Genomic DNA, 14,239 nt, shown 5'->3' with positions numbered 1-14,239 from the left:
TGGTGTAGCCGAGCGCGATCAGCGCGTAGACGGCGCCGATCGTCAGGGCATTGACCGTCTGTTGAATGAGGTTTCCCAGCATGGGCTGGCGTCCCTGTGCAATAGGTTCCGCCCGACAGGCCAGCCGCGGAGGGGAACGATCAACGTGGCCGCAGCGCTTTCTGCCGGGCACGGCCGCAAATAAAAAAGGAGCCGCCCGCCAAGGGCAAGCGGCTCCGGCGCGCAATCGTTACTTCTGGCCGACGAGTTTGAAGTCCGAGCCTTCGACCTTGTAGAGGTAGGAGGGGGCGACTTTAAGTTCGCCGGTTTCGTCGAATTCCAGCTCGCCCACCGCGGTCTTGACCTTGACCGCGTGCAACGCGGCGTTGATGTCCTCGCGCTTAAGGCCCTTGGTCGTCTTGAGCACCTGCTCGAGGATCTGGCCCTGGACATAGCCGTAGATCGAGTAGGGGCCGGCGTCCTCGCCATATTTGGCCTTGTAGAGCTTGGCAAACTCGGCGATCTCGGGAGAAGCGTCCATCGGCGGCACCTGGATCGCGACCAGCGTGCCCTGGACGTTGGCCTCACCGGCCTGCTTGATGAGGTCCGGCGTGTAGCCGCCATCGGGAACGATCAGCGTGGCACTGATGCCCTGCTCGTGCATCTGCTTGGCGAACAGCGCGAGCTGCGGCATGACGGCGCCGAGATAGATCACGTCCGGCTTCTTGGGCTTGATCTGCGCCAGCACGGCGGTGAAATCGACGTCGGTCGGCGCGACCGCGATGGTATCGAGAACCTTGCCGCCGCCGGCCTCGAAGTTCTTGGCGAAGATTTCGGAAATGCCTTGCCCGAAGACCTGCTTGTCGTTGACGACGAGCGCGGTCTTGGCGCCGAGCTTGCCGAGCGCATATTCGGCCGGCAGCAGCGCGCCAGCCAGGTCGTTGGCGACCGGGCGCACCATGAATTTGTAACCCTGCTTGGTCAGCGAAGGATTGGACCCGAAGGTCATCGTCGGCAGCGTGCAATCCTCATAGATCGGCAGGGTCGACTGGGCGACGCCGGAATTGAAGTTGACGAGGCCGAGGACCACCTGGTCGTTGTCGCAGAATTTCTGCGCCACCAGCGTTCCTTCGCGCGGATCCGCCTTGTCGTCTTCCTGCTCGTAGGCGATCGTCACGCCGTTGACCCCGCCGTCGGCGTTCAGCTTGTCGACATAGAGCTTGAAGCCGTTGTGCCACGTGGTGCCGAAATAGGCCTGCGGGCCGGAGAGCGGAGCAGAAAGACCGATGGTGGCCTGCTCGGCCATGGCCGGCGCAGCGAACAACGATGCTCCCAAAAGGAGCGTGGCAGTGAATTTCCTCATGATGGTTCCCCTTGGCTACTGGTCACGACGGGAGCGGCCGTTCTGGTCTTCTTCTCCTTGATCGCCATCGAAGCAGACAAAGGGATCGTCGTCAAGAAAGTGTCTACACTATTGCGTTCAATTTTGTGCTCAGATACGGATTATGTGTCGCGGGCCCTTCGCCGGCGCTTCAGATCCGCGCCGTTTCCCGGCGCGAAAACCTTGAGCAGCGCGTCCTTGAGCGCCTGCTGCGTGGCGGAGACGGTCATTTCGATATGCTCGCGCAACAGTTTCATGCCGTTCTCGGCATCTCGCTTGACGGCGGCGGCGACGATCGCCGAGTGGGAGGTGACCTGAGCCTTGTCATGCGAGGGATGCTCGATCTGGATACGGCGGATGAAGCGGATTCGGGCATTGATGGAGGAGAGCTGGCCGACGAGTTCCGGATTTCCGGAGAGTTCGGCGATCAGCAGGTGGAAGCCTTCGTCCTCGGCCAAGATGATGTCGGGCGCTTGGTCGCGATAGCCGTCGACGATCGCCTCCCAATACTGCCGCAGGCGGTCGATCTCGCTGTCCTCCGCGCGCTCGCACATCAGCTTGAAAGCGGCGCATTCGATGATCGAGCGCAGTTCGTAGAGGTCGAGCAGTCCCTCGGTGCTGAGGCTCCTGACGAAGAAGCCGCGATTGGGCGTGAGCGAGACGAAGCCTTCGGAGGCGAGGCGGTTCAGCGCCTCGCGTATCGGCGTGCGCGAAACGCCCAGGCTGCGCGAAAGCTGAACCTCGTTGATGCGCTCGCCCGGCTTGAGCGTGAATTCGACGAGGAGCTTGCGGATGGTGTTGTAGGCCCGCTCGCTGCTGTCGGCGGTGCGACGCATGTCGACTTCGCCGGCGAGGAGCGGATCGTTGTCGGTACTCTCGGCGCGTTCGGTCATGAGGGCTCCCATCTGACTTGCATGCGGTGCATGTCGACACTTTGCGATGCGCCTTTCTTCCCCAAACCCATGCGAATGGCAAGCGACAGCTTCGAGCCGAGGGAACCGCGATGATCCTAGGGGTTCTTGGCGTCGGTCATCTGGCAGCCTCGATGCTGGCCGGATTCCAGCGCTCCGGGCTTGGCCCGGAAAACATCCTTTTGTCGCCGCGCGGCAAGGCGGCGGCACTTCGCGCCCGGCATGGCTTCCGGCTCGCGGCGGACAACCACGATCTCGTCGAGCGAACCGACATCGTTATCCTCGCGGTGCGGCCGGCGCTGGCGCCGCAGGTCGTCCAGGACCTGCCCTGGCGCAAGGGGCAGATTTTGATTTCGGTTTGCGCCGGCGTGCCGCTGTCGCGGCTCGGCGTCTCGCCGGCGCGGGTCGTGCGTGCCATGCCGTTCACCGCGGCCGAGATTGGCGCCAGCCCGACGGCCTATTTCCCAGACATCAAAGAGGCTCAGGCGGTTCTCGGACGGCTCGGCCCGGCGATCGCTTTGGCCAGCGAAAGGGACTTCGAAGTGGCGACCGTCAGCGCCGCGGTCTACGGCTGGGCGCAGGATCTGATCCGCAAGGCGGCCGAATGGTCGAGCGCCGAGGGCCTCGACCCGGCCATCGCCCGCCGGCTGACGGCCATGACCTTCGTGGCGGCGGGAAAATTGATCGCCGAAAAGCCCGAGCCGATCGATCTATTGCTCGAACAGCTGGTGACGCCGGGAGGCATCACCGAGCGGGGCCTGCAGGTTCTGTCGGCGCGCGGCGTGCCCGCCGCCTGGGAGGAGGCTTGCGCGGCGGTGCTCGACAAATTGACTGGGCAGGTGCTGGACTGATTGCGGCGTCTCGGCCGCTGCCCCTACCGCTGCGGCGCGGGTGGATAGACCTGGCCGCCGGCGGCCTGTTCGCTGGGGGCGACGATGAGTTCGGCGATGTCGACGTGATCCGGCAGGCGCAGTGCCGAAACGAGCACGGCGGCAATGTCGGCCGGGCGCAGCGGCCGCTGCTCGGAATACATGCGTTTGCGCAGGCCTTCGCGGTCGCCGTCGAAAGCCTTCAAGTAGAAATCCGTCTCCACGCGCCCGGGAGCGAGCTCGGTCAGCCGCACGCCGGTGCCTGCAAGGTCGAAGCGCAGGATGCGGCCCGCTTGCGACAGCCCGGCCTTGGCCGCGCCATAGGCCGTCGTGCCGGGAAAGACGGCGCTGGCCGCGGTGCTGGTCAGGTTGAAGATGTGGCCGCGCTTGCGCGCGATCATGCCCGGCAGGAGAAGACGGATGAGCTGCAGCGGCGCCGTGAGGTTGAGCGCCACCACCTCGGCTGTTTCCTCAGCGCCCTGTTCGTGCAGTGGGCGCACCGTCGCCAGGCCGCCGGCATTGTTGACCAGAACGTCGATTTCCGCCGCCCCGAGCGCAGCGGCGATCGCTTCCGTGTCGCGGACATCGGCGACCAGCGGCCTGACCCGCGGCCCGAGCCGCTGCTGCAGATCAAGCAGCGCATCGTTGTTTCGCGCCAGCGCGTGGACGGTCAACCCTTCCGCGACAAGGCTTTCGACGATCGCGGCACCTATGCCTTTCGAGGCACCGGTGACGAGGGCGGTGCGATACTCCATGGCCGTTCTCCCAAGCTGCGATAATTAGAGCGCGCCGCGCTCGGCAACTGTCCTGAGGATGCCGACGAGGCCGGCCTCCCGCGCCGCCTTAAGTTCCTCCTGACCGCGGCCGCCCACCGCTGCAGTCGTCGAGGCCGAGATCGCGCGGATCGTCTCGCCATCGAGCCTGGCATCGAGGAGCGTGTCCCAGATCGCCTGATAGGTGGGGCCATATTTGCCCAGGAAGTCCTCGATGCCGTCGGCATTGAGGCTGTTGGAGATGAACGAGCCTTGCAGCGTCCATTTCGGACCCGGTCCATACATGAAGGCCCGGTCGACATCCTCGACCGAAGCGACGCCGTCGCGCACCAGCGCGATCGCCTCGCGCCACATCGCGCCCATAAGGCGCAAGGCGATATGGCCGGTCACTTCCTGGTTGAGCGTCACCGGCTTTTTGCCGATGGCCTCGTAGATGGCGCGTGCCCGGGCGATCACCTGCGGATCGCTCGCCTTGCCGCCGACGATCTCGACCAGCGGCATCAGATGCGCCGGGTTGAAGGGGTGACCGAGCACGATGCGGTGAGGCAAGCGGCACTCGGCCTGCATGTCGGAGACGAGTAGCGCCGACGAAGAAGAGGCGATGATGACGTCATCGCGGACATGGTCTTCGATCTCGGCGAGCAGCCGGCGCTTGAGCCGCAAATCCTCCGGGCCGTTTTCCTGCACGAAATCGACGCCGTCCAGCGTTTCGGCCAGCGTCTGGAAAAGCTGGATCGTGCCCGGCGCGGGCGAGCGGCCTTTCAACGCGTCGAGATCGGCCATCAGCGCGGGCAGCACGTCCTGGAAGGTTGCCTCGCGCCGCTCCATCGGATCGTAGACGCGCACGTCATGTCCGGCATGGGCGAAGCAGGCCGTCCAGCGCTGCCCGATCACACCGAAGCCGACAATGCCGACCGTCAGCCTTTCCATCGTCAGGCCCTCTTTCCATCGAGCGCGGCGCGGAAGGCCTCGTTGAGGTCGTTCCAGGGGATGAGCAGGTCGAGCCAGGCGCCGATCCGTCCGGCGACCAGGATCGCCTCGTCGATCAGGGCATCGAAGGGATGTGCGTCGCCCATGGCCGCCTTGAGCCGGAAAAGCAGCGCCGGCGTTTCCTCCATATGGCAGAAATCGCGAAGGCGCGTCGCAGCCTTGTCGAGCGCCAGCGCGGCGGTGTGGCGCCGCATCGCTTCGTCCGTTTCGCCACGCTCGGCGCGGATCCACCACAGGAATTCATGCAGCACCCGGGCTTCCGATTCCGCGGTGAAGACGGGTCCTGCCGGATGCATGATGGCGCGCGAGGATGTCACCCGGCTGATGTCGGACGGACAAGCGGCCCAGAGCGCCTTGCGTGCGGCGACGATATCCTGCGGCAGTAGCGATGGCGCCGGCGCAGCCGAGACACCACCGTCCACCTCGGAGAGCGTGCCTTCGAGGATGCGGCGGCCCTGGTCTCGCCTCAGCGTCGCAGCGAGTTCGGCGATGCCCTCCACCGGCGCGTCGAGATGGCCGAGCACGGTGATCTCGGCATTCTCTGCCTGCAGCGGCGCGAAGGTGATTTCGAGGAACTGCCGCACCGGCCAGTAGATGAAGGCGCCGGCGGTCGCGGCAAGCACATGCGTTGCGCCTTCCGGATCCTCCACGAAGGGCGCATGCCAGTAGATGTGGCTGCCGGCGATCTTGGGCGTGTGGAGTTGCAGGCGCATGGGTAGAGCAGACAGCAGTGCCCGGCGGGTGCGCTCGGCATCGCCGGTGAGCCGTATCGGCCAGCTTTGCCCTTCGGCCGAGAAATTCAGATCCATCTTATTTCCCGGGGTTGAAGAAGGAGACAGGCTTCAGGATCTGGTTGCGCATGTCGAGGAGATAGTCGGTCTCGATGACCTTGCGGCGATAGGCCTGCCATTCCGGATCGGCTTCCATGCGGTCGCGCCGCTCCTCCCGGTCGGCAAGGCTCGCGTATTTCCAAAGATGCACGGTGCGGGAGAGATCGCCGATATGGGTCTGGAAGAAGCCGAAAGGCTCGCCCAGATAATGCCGCTGCATGGGCAAGCCGACATCCTCGTAGAGCTTGAGGAAATGCGACAGCTTGTTGGGGCGGGCGGTGTAGGTCCGATGGTCGAAGATCATCCCGGTCACTCCTTCTGGTATCTGGTCCGGCTATGCTTGCGCCGCTGAAATCGTGTCTGGTCTGCCGATCCGGCTCAGCCGCAGCTGCGCACCGTCTCCGCGATGAGCCTGGCCGTCAGCGCCGGCGCTTCGATCTGCGGCACATGGCCGATGCCATCGAGGAGATGAACGGCGGCGAAGGCCGGCGCGCGGGCCGCGTGAGCGGCCGGAATGACACGGTCGAGCTTGCCCCAGACGAGCCGCGTCGGGACGCCAAGTTCCGCAAGCGCCGTCGTCAGGTCGAAGCCTTGCGTTCCGTCGGGAAACAGGGTCTCGGCCATCGCGGCCAGCGCGCCGCGATTGCCGGTCCTGTCGATCTGCCTGAGCGCTGCTTGCGCATAGCCGGCGGGCAGGGCTGCCGGGTCGCCGACCATGACTGCCAACCAGCGCTCCAGCGCCTGGACGCTGGTCGCCCGGGCAAGCCCGGCGATGAAGCCTGCATTGATCTCGGGGCCGAGCCCGCCCGGGGCGAAAAGGGTCACGGAGCGCACCGTGAGACGGCCAAGCCGGGCGAGCGCAAGAGCCGCCGCCCCGCCCAGGGAGTGGCCGACGAGATGGGCGTCCTGCACGCCCATCTCTTCCAGGCGGTCGGAAAGGGTGAAGGCGATTTCCTCGATGTCCTTCGCCGGTCTTGCGGCTTCCGCGCCGTGGCCGGGCAGGTCGAGGCTGATCGTCGCGATACCTGGTTCGAGCAAAGGCACGACCTGCCGCCAAACGGAGCGGTCGGCCCCGAAGCCATGGATCAGGAGCGTCGGCACCGTTTGCCGTGCTGTCGCCGGCGCGGCAGCGAGCGACGCCGGGCAAGCGGCCTGCGCCGTCAGGATGCCGCCGGGCGCGTCCGAACGGGCGGCGAGGGCGGCATCGATGTCGCGCTTCTTGATTCGCCCTCTGGGACCGCTTCCCGCGACGGTCGAAAGGTCGAGCCCCGCGGCGGCGGCAAGCCGGCGGGCAAGCGGGCTTGCGATCGCGCGGGCGCCGGACTGGCGGACGAAGGAAGAGGCATTGGCGGCCGCGAGCGGATCGGCGGCCGCTATTGTCGCGACTGGAGCCGCCTGGCCTGCCGCCGGCTTCTCGTCCGCGATAGTGCCAAGCACGGCGCCCACCGGCGCTTCCTGCCCCTCGGTGAAGAAGATGTCCGCCAGCCAGCCGTCGCGATCAGCCTCTATTTCGGTCGCCGCCTTGGCCGTCTCGACGGTGACGATGAGATCGCCGGCCTTGACCGGATCGCCCGGTTTGGCCGCCCAGGCAACCACCAGAACGGCTTCCATATACTCGCCGCCGGCGCTGTCGATGCTGATCGGATGGGTTGCCATCTGCCGCCTCCGTCACTTCAGGGTCTTCAGCGCGGCGGCGCGGATCTTCTCGGCACTCGGCAGCATCGCCGTTTCGAGCGGTTCGGAATAGGGGATCGGCATGTCCGGCAGCGTGACGCGCGCGACCGGCGCGTCCAATTCGTCAAAAGCATGGTCCATGATCGTCGCCGAAAGTTCGGCGGCGTAGCCGCAGAAACGCCAGCCCTCGTTGACCACGACGGCGTGGTGCGTCTTCGCGATCGAGGCGACGATGGCATCGATGTCGAGCGGGCGCAGCGACCGGAGATCGACGATCTCGGCCGAAACGCCGTCCATGGCGAGAAGATCGGCCGCCTTCGACGCCTCGACCACCATCTTGGAGGTGGCGAAGATCGAGATGTCGCTGCCCTCGCGCAGGATCGCCGCCTTGCCAAGCGGCACCGTCACGTCGCCTTCAGGCACTTCGCCGCGCGTGTTGTAGAGCAGCTTGTGCTCGAGGAAGACAACAGGCTGGCTGTCGCGGATCGCCGCCTTCAGCATGCCCTTGGCGTCGGCGGGCGTCGAAGGCGCGACGACCTTGATGCCGGGAATATGGGCGACCATGGAATCGAGCGCCTTGGAGTGCTGCGCGCCGGCACCGGCGCCGCCGCCGCCCTGGGTGCGCAGCACGAAGGGCATTTTCACCTGACCGTTCCAGACGTAGTTGTAGATCGAGGCCTGGTTGACCAGCGCATCAAGCGTCAACGGCATGAAATCCGCATACATGATCTCCAGCACCGGCCGGGTGCCGGTCATGGCGGCGGTCACCGCCATGGCGGTCAGCGCCTGTTCGGAGATCGGCGTGTCGCGCACCCGCTTTTCACCGAATTCCTCCATCAGCCCCTTCGTCACCTTGAACACGCCGCCATAGCGGCCGATGTCCTCGCCGAAAAGGAAGACGGAAGGGTCGGCCTGCATTTCCTCGCGCAGCGCGGCGTTGAGCGCTTCGGCATATCGCATCATCGCCATGTCAGTGCGCCTCGCTGTAGGGATTGCAGGCTTCGTCGACCGCAAATTCCGGCATCGGGTCGGAAAGCGCGGCCTCGAAGGCTTCGTCCGTCTCGGCCTTGGCCGCGGCCTCGATCGCGGCGAGCCGCGCCTCGTCGACCTTGCCCGACAGCGCCTTGCGCGAGACGAGCAAGGGGTCGCGCGCCTTCCAGGCCGCGATGTCCTCCGGTTTCTGGTAGCCGCCCATGTCGGAGGTGGAGAAGCCTTCGACGCGATAGGTCTTGCATTCGACCATGCCGGGACCTTCGCCGCGCCTCGCCCGCTCCACCATGGCCGACACGGCGCGGTAGACGGCGACCGCGTCGTTGCCGTCGACGATCTCGGCCGGCATGGCATAGCCGGCTGCGCGGATCGACAGATCCGCGACTGGCGACTGGACGTCTGAAGGAACGGTCAGCCCGAACTGGTTGTGCTCGAGCACGAAGACGACCGGCAGTTTCCAAAGTCCGGCCATGTTCATCGCCTCGTGGCAGATACCGGTCTGGGCGGCGCCGTCACCGAAAATGCACATGGCGACATTGCCGGTGCCGAGGATCTGCATCGACAGCGCCATGCCGGTGGCGGCGGGAATGCCGGCACCGACGATGGCATTGCCGCCGATCACGCCCTTTTCGGCATCGGCGACCAGCATATGGCCGGCGCGCCCGCCGCAGGCGCCCGTGGCCCTGCCGAATATCTCGGCCACCACGGGACGCATGGCCATGCCCTTGCCGATATAGACGGCGTGGCCGCGGTGCGTAGTGGCCACCTTGTCGCCCGTCTCCAACGCGGCCGTGGCGGCGACGCCGACAGCCTCCTGGCCGTCGCACCGGTGGATCGGGCCGCGTGTGCGCCCTTCCTTGTGAAGCGCTCCAAGCCTCTCTTCCAAATGCCGCACCAGCAGCATCCGGCGATAGATTTCCAGCTGTTGTTCGACCGAAGGAGTGTTCTTCACGGCTATCCCCGATTTCGTGCCGAAATTAAATACAAAAGTGTCGACACTTTGCAAGCGCTTCTGCAAGATAGGGTGAAAACAAGTTTGGAAAAGGGGACCGGCCATGCGGCTGAAGGACAAGGCGGCAATCGTCACGGGAGCGGGCGCCGGCATTGGCGCCGCCGTCACCGAACTCTTCGCCAGGGAGGGTGCCTACATTCTCGCCGTCGACCGCGACGGCGCGCGGGCCAGCGAAGTGGCGGCCAGGACCGGCGCCTTGGCGACGGAGGCGGATGTCTCCGACGAGGCCTCCGTCGCGGCGATGGTGCGCCGCGCTCAAGAGGCGTTCGGGCGCATAGACGTGCTGGTCAACAATGCCGGCTACGGCATTCGCGGTTCGGTCGTCGACACCGCGGCAGGGGATTGGGATGCGCTGATGGCGGTGAACCTGAAGGGCGTCTTCCTCTGCTCCAAGCATGCCATTCCCGTCATGGCTGCCGGTGGCGGCGGGGTGATCGTGAACACTGCCTCGAACGTCGCCAATGTCGGCCTTGCCGACCGAGCCGCCTATGTCGCCTCGAAAGGCGGCGTCGCGGCGCTGACGCGGGCCATGGCGCTCGACCATGCGGGCGAGAACATCCGCGTCAACGCGGTGGCGCCGGGCGTGACCTGGTCGAGCTATTTCGACAGCATGCTGGAGACGCATCCGGACCCCAAGGGGTTTGTCGCGGCCCTGAATGCCCGTTCGCCCATGAACCGCATCGCGCAGCCGATCGAGATCGCCAATGCGATATTGTGGCTCGCGAGCAGTGAATCTTCCTTCGCGACCGGCTCGATCCTGACGGTGGACGGCGGTATGACCGCCTGGTGAGAGCGAGCTCCATCGCATCGCGCCGGCACGTCCTTCACGGCATCAGGCAGCGGGCGGGATGGAACGCAGGGCGGCGAGCATCTCGTCGAGGTCTGCGCAGGGCAGGCAGCCGAGGTCGGCGATATCCTTGGTAACATCAACCGGCAGGCCCGAATTGGAGTCCTTCGGCACCTCGTTCAGCCGCCCGCCGATCAGCACCGGCAAGGCAAGCCCTCGCGCCGCCATCGCGGCTTTCAGCGCCTGCGCGTAGCGAAGCGCCACGCCATTGTAGGTGCTGACCGCGATGGCGTCCGCGCCGGTTTCGGCGGCGCGAGCGACGAGCACCTCCGGATCGACGGCGACACCGGCATCGGCAATGGCGACACCCAGGCCCTCGAGCGCCTGCTCGACGAGATATTTGCCGTGCTCGTGCACGTCGGTGGTGCCGATGCAGACGGTGAGATTCCGTGCGGCCTCCACCTGCTTTTGCGCCGCCACCCAGGCCGCTGCCTTGTGGTTGAGCTCGCGCGCCCATTCGGCATGGATCAGCGGCGCGCGTCCGCGCTGGCCCACCGCGCCCGGGCCGAAAAACGCTTCCAGGCGCCGCGGCCCGATGCGGCGGATGGCCAGCATCAGCGCGGCGGGGTCGTTCACTTCGACCCCGCGTTCGGCGAGGCCAGCGAGAGTTGCGTCGGCAAAGCGTCGCCCGCCTTCGACCAGCACATCGGCCATCGCCTCCACCTTTGCCCAGTCGAAGACCGGATCGTAGAAGGGCGCATTCAGCGTCAGCCGATGGGCAAAGGTCTGCGCATCGATGATCTCGTCGACATCGGGAATGCGCTGGTTCTCGGTCACCGGCACCGGATTGATCGCATGGCCCGACGGCCAGCGCCCCATCGCGAGTATGTCTGCCAGGAGATAGCTCGCCAGGCTTGCGTAATTGCCGGCGGGAGTCGACTGATAGGAGACGGTGTTGCCGAAGATCATGGTGCCCGGCGTGTCCGTGACCCGGACGAGCGCTGCGTGAAAGGCGGTGCGCGACAGCGGATCGCTGAAGTGATGGCCATAGCAATGGCCAAGCCGCGCGCCGATCAGCGTCTCGACGATGTGTTTCTCCACCAGCACCATGCCGAGCGCGCAGGCCATGTCGATGAAAAGCCCCGCGAATCCGTCGTCGAGATTCGAATGGACAAGGATTTCCGCATCCTGCGCGGCGATCAGGCCGAGCGCGGTGACGGTCGCTTCGGTTGTCGCCACGTCATCGTCCCAATAGGGCAGCCGGAAGGTGAAATACTGTCCGAGATTGCCGATGGCCGTCGCCCCGGCGGCGATCGCGGCGCGGGTGTTTTCGACGGCGCCAGGCAAGCCGAGCATGAAGTCGCCGAAATGGGCGGCGGCCGGCGCGGCATTGGTGATGCGTGCGAAGTCTTCCGGACCGTTGAGCACGATGCCAGTGCCGCGCGCGGCCTTGGCGCGCATGGCTTGCGGATACCCCATCGACCAGTCCAGCGTGATGCCGAAGCGATCGACCGTCACGCCGGCCTTCCGGCATTGCTCATGCACCTCGCCGATCGCCGCGATGGTGCGGTCGACGCTTCGGAAGCCGATATGCGCATGTTGCATGACGCGCTTTTCGGCCGCTGCCTTGCGTTTCCACGCGGCTTCGGACGGCATTCCGGTTTCGGTGAGGAAGCGGCAACTCCCGAGCCGCCAGTCGCGCGCCATTGTTCGCCCCTCGGCAAGCAGGTCTGCACCCGGCTGGAGACGCGGATCGATGAGGACGGGGGCGATGTCGGCGGTCATGATATCTGCTGCTCGGTTTCGGCGATGAAACGGCGAATGATGGCGGCGATGCCCTCGGGCTTCGCGAGGGGATGGAAATGCGCGCCGTCGACGGATGCGTATCGCGCGGCCGGTATCGCGGCGGCGATGGCTTGCGACAGGGACGGCGGCGTCAGCACGTCGCCCATGGCGGCGATCACCTGGACCGGAGCGGCGATGCCCGGCAGGTCGTCGAGACGATCGTGGTCTAGCAGCATCCGCACCCGCGCGGCGGCGACGCCAAGCGGGGCGAGGGTCCGGGAGGCGGCGGCGACGGCCGCCTCGAGCTGCGCGGAATGCGCGGCGAGGTAGGGAGGCTCGTGGCAGAGCGCATGGGTGAGCCGCTGGTAGGTCTCGGCCATGCCGGCTTCGAGCAGTTCGGCACGGGCTGTGAAGAGCGTGCGGAAGCGGGCGTCTGCCCGCGCCCAGGAACTGCTGATCGTATAGCTCAGGCCAAGATCGGCATGGTCGAGCGCTAGCACCTGCGCGATGGCGCCGCCGGTGGAATGCCCGACGACATGCACGGGCCCGCCCGTCTGCGCCAGCAGGCCGGCGACGTCGCTGGCGATCAGGGATATGGAGTAGGGGCCTGCCGGGCGGTCGCTGGTGCCCGCGCCACGATGATCGGTGACGATCAGGCTATGGTCGGCCTCGAGCAGGCGCACCACGCCGGCCCAGAATCGTCCGTCGCCGCCGAGCCCCGGGATGAGTACCAGGCGCGGACCGCTCGCGCCAAACGTTTCGTAATGGATGCGGCAGCCATCGGCGGCGACGAAGAAGGCCATCAGCGGCGGCCTCCCATGCCGAGCAGGTCCATGTCGAGCAGATCGCGAAGCGCGGCAACGAGGCTCAGCGCCGTCAGCGCGGAGGTCTTCGGATTGCCGGCAGAGGGCGCGTTGACCAAACTGAACGAGGCGGTGCCGGCGGCGCTCTCGGCCTCGATTTCATGGCTGTTGCCGCCCGCCTTTGGATCGGCGATCACGCGCACGGTGACCTTGTCGGCGCCCACGGCCAGCGCCACGGCGAAGGCGGCATTGAGGTTTTTCGGGTAGGCCGTTGTCGCTTCCGCGGGCGTGCCCTCGAACAGCGTCACGGCATCGTCTTCGGCCGACAGGCCAAGCGCGGCGAGCTCCGCCTTCCAGGCCACCGGCGGCTTGCGTGAGGTGTAGCGCACCCGCGCGTCGGGAAGGGCAGCAATGGCACGGAGATAATCGAGGCCGCCCAGGGCGCCTGCCGGCAGGACGACGCGCGCGCCGCCATTGCGGCCGGCGGCGGTGATACGGGCATGAAGCGGCGCATCAGCCAACGCGCCGACTGACGCGATGATAGTGGGGATGCCGGCTTCGAGCAGCGCCGGCACATAAGCGGCCACCGCCTCCTGGCCTGCCGCCTCGACCACCGCTCCCGGCCGCGCGTCGATCAATTGCTCAATCCGCGTGACCGCGCTGATCCCGGCCGGCAATTCGGGGTTGGCGCCTTCGCGCAGGAGCATCACCCAATCGATCGCGTCCGCTGAAAAAGCCGAGACGATCTCGCGCGCGATCGCGCCGTAGCCGATGACACCAAGCGTCGTCATCCGGCGTCTTCAGGAGTTACGGCTCACGGGGTCGAACTTGTCGGCTAGGTCGGCGCCGAAGACCGTCTGGCGCTCGATCTCCAGCACGTTTTCCGGGCGCGGGAAGTTGGACGGCACGCGGTCGCCCGACCTGCGCGGCTTGCCGATGAGACGAAAGAAGTCCTCGAGCCCGTTGGGCACGATCAGCCAGACCCAGCGAAGCCGCGTCTCGCCGTCATTGATGAACATGTGCCGGACATTCTTCGGCAGGAACACCACGCTGTCGGACCGTATCGGATATTCCTTGCCGTCGACGACGGCGCGGCCATGGCCTTCGATCACATAGATCGCCTCTTCGTTGCGCTCATGCGTGTGCTCGCGCACATAGCCCCCCGGCGCGACCGACTGCGTGCCAAGCGCGAACGGGTGCTCCATGCCGACGATATGCGGCGCCAGCGCCACGTCGATATGGCCGTTCGCCGGTACCGGCTGCCAATAGCTTTCACGCGTTTCGGACCCGGAGACATGAATGCCGGATGGAGCAGGTGGAAGATGGGTGTGGTCCATGGCTCTGCCTCGAAAGGGCTGCAAATGATCGGGCGGGAGCATGCCGCTCACCTCATGGAGAGTATAACGCAAAAAGTGTCGACACAATAGTAGACAGATTTTATTTCGCGCCCCTATA

Annotated in this window: 15 protein-coding genes; 2 read left to right on the top strand and 13 right to left on the bottom strand. The window is 66.2% G+C overall.

Annotated features, from left to right (window positions below; genetic code table 11):
• Positions 1-229: 229 nt before the first annotated feature.
• Together WDX12_RS02385 and WDX12_RS02380 are read right to left on the bottom strand one after the other, a co-directional pair.
• Complete coding sequence (locus WDX12_RS02385) at positions 230-1,342, bottom strand: branched-chain amino acid ABC transporter substrate-binding protein (RefSeq protein WP_320293254.1); 1,113 nt, start codon at positions 1,340-1,342, stop codon at positions 230-232.
• A gap of 140 nt (positions 1,343-1,482) precedes the next feature.
• Positions 1,483-2,253, bottom strand: a complete 771-nt coding sequence (locus WDX12_RS02380) for a GntR family transcriptional regulator (protein WP_320293255.1) — start codon at positions 2,251-2,253, stop codon at positions 1,483-1,485.
• Positions 2,254-2,363: 110 nt separating this feature from the next.
• Between WDX12_RS02380 and WDX12_RS02375 the strand changes: the two genes are divergently transcribed.
• The gene (locus tag WDX12_RS02375) at positions 2,364-3,122 is read left to right on the top strand and encodes a pyrroline-5-carboxylate reductase family protein (protein ID WP_434723796.1); all 759 of its coding nucleotides are present in this window, start codon (positions 2,364-2,366) and stop codon (positions 3,120-3,122) included.
• Positions 3,123-3,145: 23 nt separating this feature from the next.
• Here WDX12_RS02375 and WDX12_RS02370 read toward each other — a convergent pair whose 3' ends face one another.
• The 7 genes from WDX12_RS02370 to WDX12_RS02340 form a co-directional block, all read right to left on the bottom strand.
• Positions 3,146-3,895 (bottom strand): SDR family oxidoreductase, encoded by a 750-nt coding sequence (locus tag WDX12_RS02370; RefSeq protein ID WP_320293257.1) that lies wholly within the window; start codon positions 3,893-3,895, stop codon positions 3,146-3,148.
• 24 nt (positions 3,896-3,919) lie between these two features.
• Positions 3,920-4,843, bottom strand: a complete 924-nt coding sequence (locus WDX12_RS02365; RefSeq protein ID WP_434723795.1) for a 3-hydroxyacyl-CoA dehydrogenase NAD-binding domain-containing protein — start codon at positions 4,841-4,843, stop codon at positions 3,920-3,922.
• A 2-nt stretch (positions 4,844-4,845) separates the two neighbouring features.
• A complete protein-coding gene (locus tag WDX12_RS02360; RefSeq protein ID WP_434723794.1) occupies positions 4,846-5,712 on the bottom strand; it encodes a hypothetical protein in 867 nt (288 codons plus the stop codon).
• 1 nt (position 5,713) lies between these two features.
• A complete protein-coding gene (locus WDX12_RS02355) occupies positions 5,714-6,037 on the bottom strand; it encodes an NIPSNAP family protein (protein WP_434723793.1) in 324 nt (107 codons plus the stop codon).
• 74 nt (positions 6,038-6,111) lie between these two features.
• Positions 6,112-7,389, bottom strand: a complete 1,278-nt coding sequence (locus WDX12_RS02350; protein ID WP_434723792.1) for an acetoin dehydrogenase dihydrolipoyllysine-residue acetyltransferase subunit — start codon at positions 7,387-7,389, stop codon at positions 6,112-6,114.
• A 12-nt stretch (positions 7,390-7,401) separates the two neighbouring features.
• The gene (locus tag WDX12_RS02345) at positions 7,402-8,376 is read right to left on the bottom strand and encodes an alpha-ketoacid dehydrogenase subunit beta (protein ID WP_434723791.1); all 975 of its coding nucleotides are present in this window, start codon (positions 8,374-8,376) and stop codon (positions 7,402-7,404) included.
• A gap of 1 nt (position 8,377) precedes the next feature.
• Positions 8,378-9,349 carry a thiamine pyrophosphate-dependent dehydrogenase E1 component subunit alpha gene (locus WDX12_RS02340; protein WP_320293263.1) on the bottom strand — a complete coding sequence of 324 codons (972 nt, stop codon included), beginning with the start codon at positions 9,347-9,349 and terminating at the stop codon, positions 8,378-8,380.
• Positions 9,350-9,452: 103 nt separating this feature from the next.
• Here WDX12_RS02340 and WDX12_RS02335 point away from each other — a divergent pair, with 103 nt between their 5' ends.
• Entirely contained in the window at positions 9,453-10,199 is a 747-nt protein-coding gene (locus tag WDX12_RS02335; protein WP_434723790.1) for an SDR family oxidoreductase, read from the top strand.
• Between the two features lie 42 nt (positions 10,200-10,241).
• Here WDX12_RS02335 and WDX12_RS02330 read toward each other — a convergent pair whose 3' ends face one another.
• The 4 genes from WDX12_RS02330 to WDX12_RS02315 are packed head-to-tail and all read right to left on the bottom strand — an operon-like array spanning position 10,242 to position 14,121.
• Entirely contained in the window at positions 10,242-11,981 is a 1,740-nt protein-coding gene (locus WDX12_RS02330) for a cobalamin-dependent protein (RefSeq protein WP_434723789.1), read from the bottom strand.
• A complete protein-coding gene (locus WDX12_RS02325; protein ID WP_434723788.1) occupies positions 11,978-12,784 on the bottom strand; it encodes an alpha/beta fold hydrolase in 807 nt (268 codons plus the stop codon). Before WDX12_RS02325 ends, WDX12_RS02330 begins: the two co-directional genes overlap by 4 nt.
• Positions 12,784-13,575 carry an aspartate dehydrogenase gene (locus WDX12_RS02320; RefSeq protein ID WP_434723787.1) on the bottom strand — a complete coding sequence of 264 codons (792 nt, stop codon included), beginning with the start codon at positions 13,573-13,575 and terminating at the stop codon, positions 12,784-12,786. Before WDX12_RS02320 ends, WDX12_RS02325 begins: the two co-directional genes overlap by 1 nt.
• Before the next feature lie 9 nt (positions 13,576-13,584).
• Complete coding sequence (locus tag WDX12_RS02315) at positions 13,585-14,121, bottom strand: cupin domain-containing protein (protein WP_320293268.1); 537 nt, start codon at positions 14,119-14,121, stop codon at positions 13,585-13,587.
• Positions 14,122-14,239: the final 118 nt, after the last annotated feature.

Source organism: Mesorhizobium sp. RIZ17 (assembly GCF_051127865.1).
Lineage (GTDB): Bacteria > Pseudomonadota > Alphaproteobacteria > Rhizobiales > Rhizobiaceae > Mesorhizobium > Mesorhizobium humile.
Note: the sequence above shows the minus strand (reverse complement) of the source record. Positions and strands in the feature narration are given on the sequence as shown.

Excerpts from the sequence above, each read along its gene's own strand:
- WDX12_RS02385 (WP_320293254.1), bottom strand. The coding sequence starts at position 1,342 with ATGAGGAAATTCACTGCCACGCTCCTTTTGGGAGCATCGTTGTTCGCT.
- WDX12_RS02380 (WP_320293255.1), bottom strand. The coding sequence starts at position 2,253 with ATGACCGAACGCGCCGAGAGTACCGACAACGATCCGCTCCTCGCCGGC.
- WDX12_RS02375 (WP_434723796.1), top strand. The coding sequence starts at position 2,364 with ATGATCCTAGGGGTTCTTGGCGTCGGTCATCTGGCAGCCTCGATGCTG.
- WDX12_RS02370 (WP_320293257.1), bottom strand. The coding sequence starts at position 3,895 with ATGGAGTATCGCACCGCCCTCGTCACCGGTGCCTCGAAAGGCATAGGT.
- WDX12_RS02365 (WP_434723795.1), bottom strand. The coding sequence starts at position 4,843 with ATGGAAAGGCTGACGGTCGGCATTGTCGGCTTCGGTGTGATCGGGCAG.
- WDX12_RS02360 (WP_434723794.1), bottom strand. The coding sequence starts at position 5,712 with ATGGATCTGAATTTCTCGGCCGAAGGGCAAAGCTGGCCGATACGGCTC.
- WDX12_RS02355 (WP_434723793.1), bottom strand. The coding sequence starts at position 6,037 with ATGATCTTCGACCATCGGACCTACACCGCCCGCCCCAACAAGCTGTCG.
- WDX12_RS02350 (WP_434723792.1), bottom strand. The coding sequence starts at position 7,389 with ATGGCAACCCATCCGATCAGCATCGACAGCGCCGGCGGCGAGTATATG.
- WDX12_RS02345 (WP_434723791.1), bottom strand. The coding sequence starts at position 8,376 with ATGGCGATGATGCGATATGCCGAAGCGCTCAACGCCGCGCTGCGCGAG.
- WDX12_RS02335 (WP_434723790.1), top strand. The coding sequence starts at position 9,453 with ATGCGGCTGAAGGACAAGGCGGCAATCGTCACGGGAGCGGGCGCCGGC.
- WDX12_RS02330 (WP_434723789.1), bottom strand. The coding sequence starts at position 11,981 with ATGACCGCCGACATCGCCCCCGTCCTCATCGATCCGCGTCTCCAGCCG.
- WDX12_RS02325 (WP_434723788.1), bottom strand. The coding sequence starts at position 12,784 with ATGGCCTTCTTCGTCGCCGCCGATGGCTGCCGCATCCATTACGAAACG.
- WDX12_RS02320 (WP_434723787.1), bottom strand. The coding sequence starts at position 13,575 with ATGACGACGCTTGGTGTCATCGGCTACGGCGCGATCGCGCGCGAGATC.
- WDX12_RS02315 (WP_320293268.1), bottom strand. The coding sequence starts at position 14,121 with ATGGACCACACCCATCTTCCACCTGCTCCATCCGGCATTCATGTCTCC.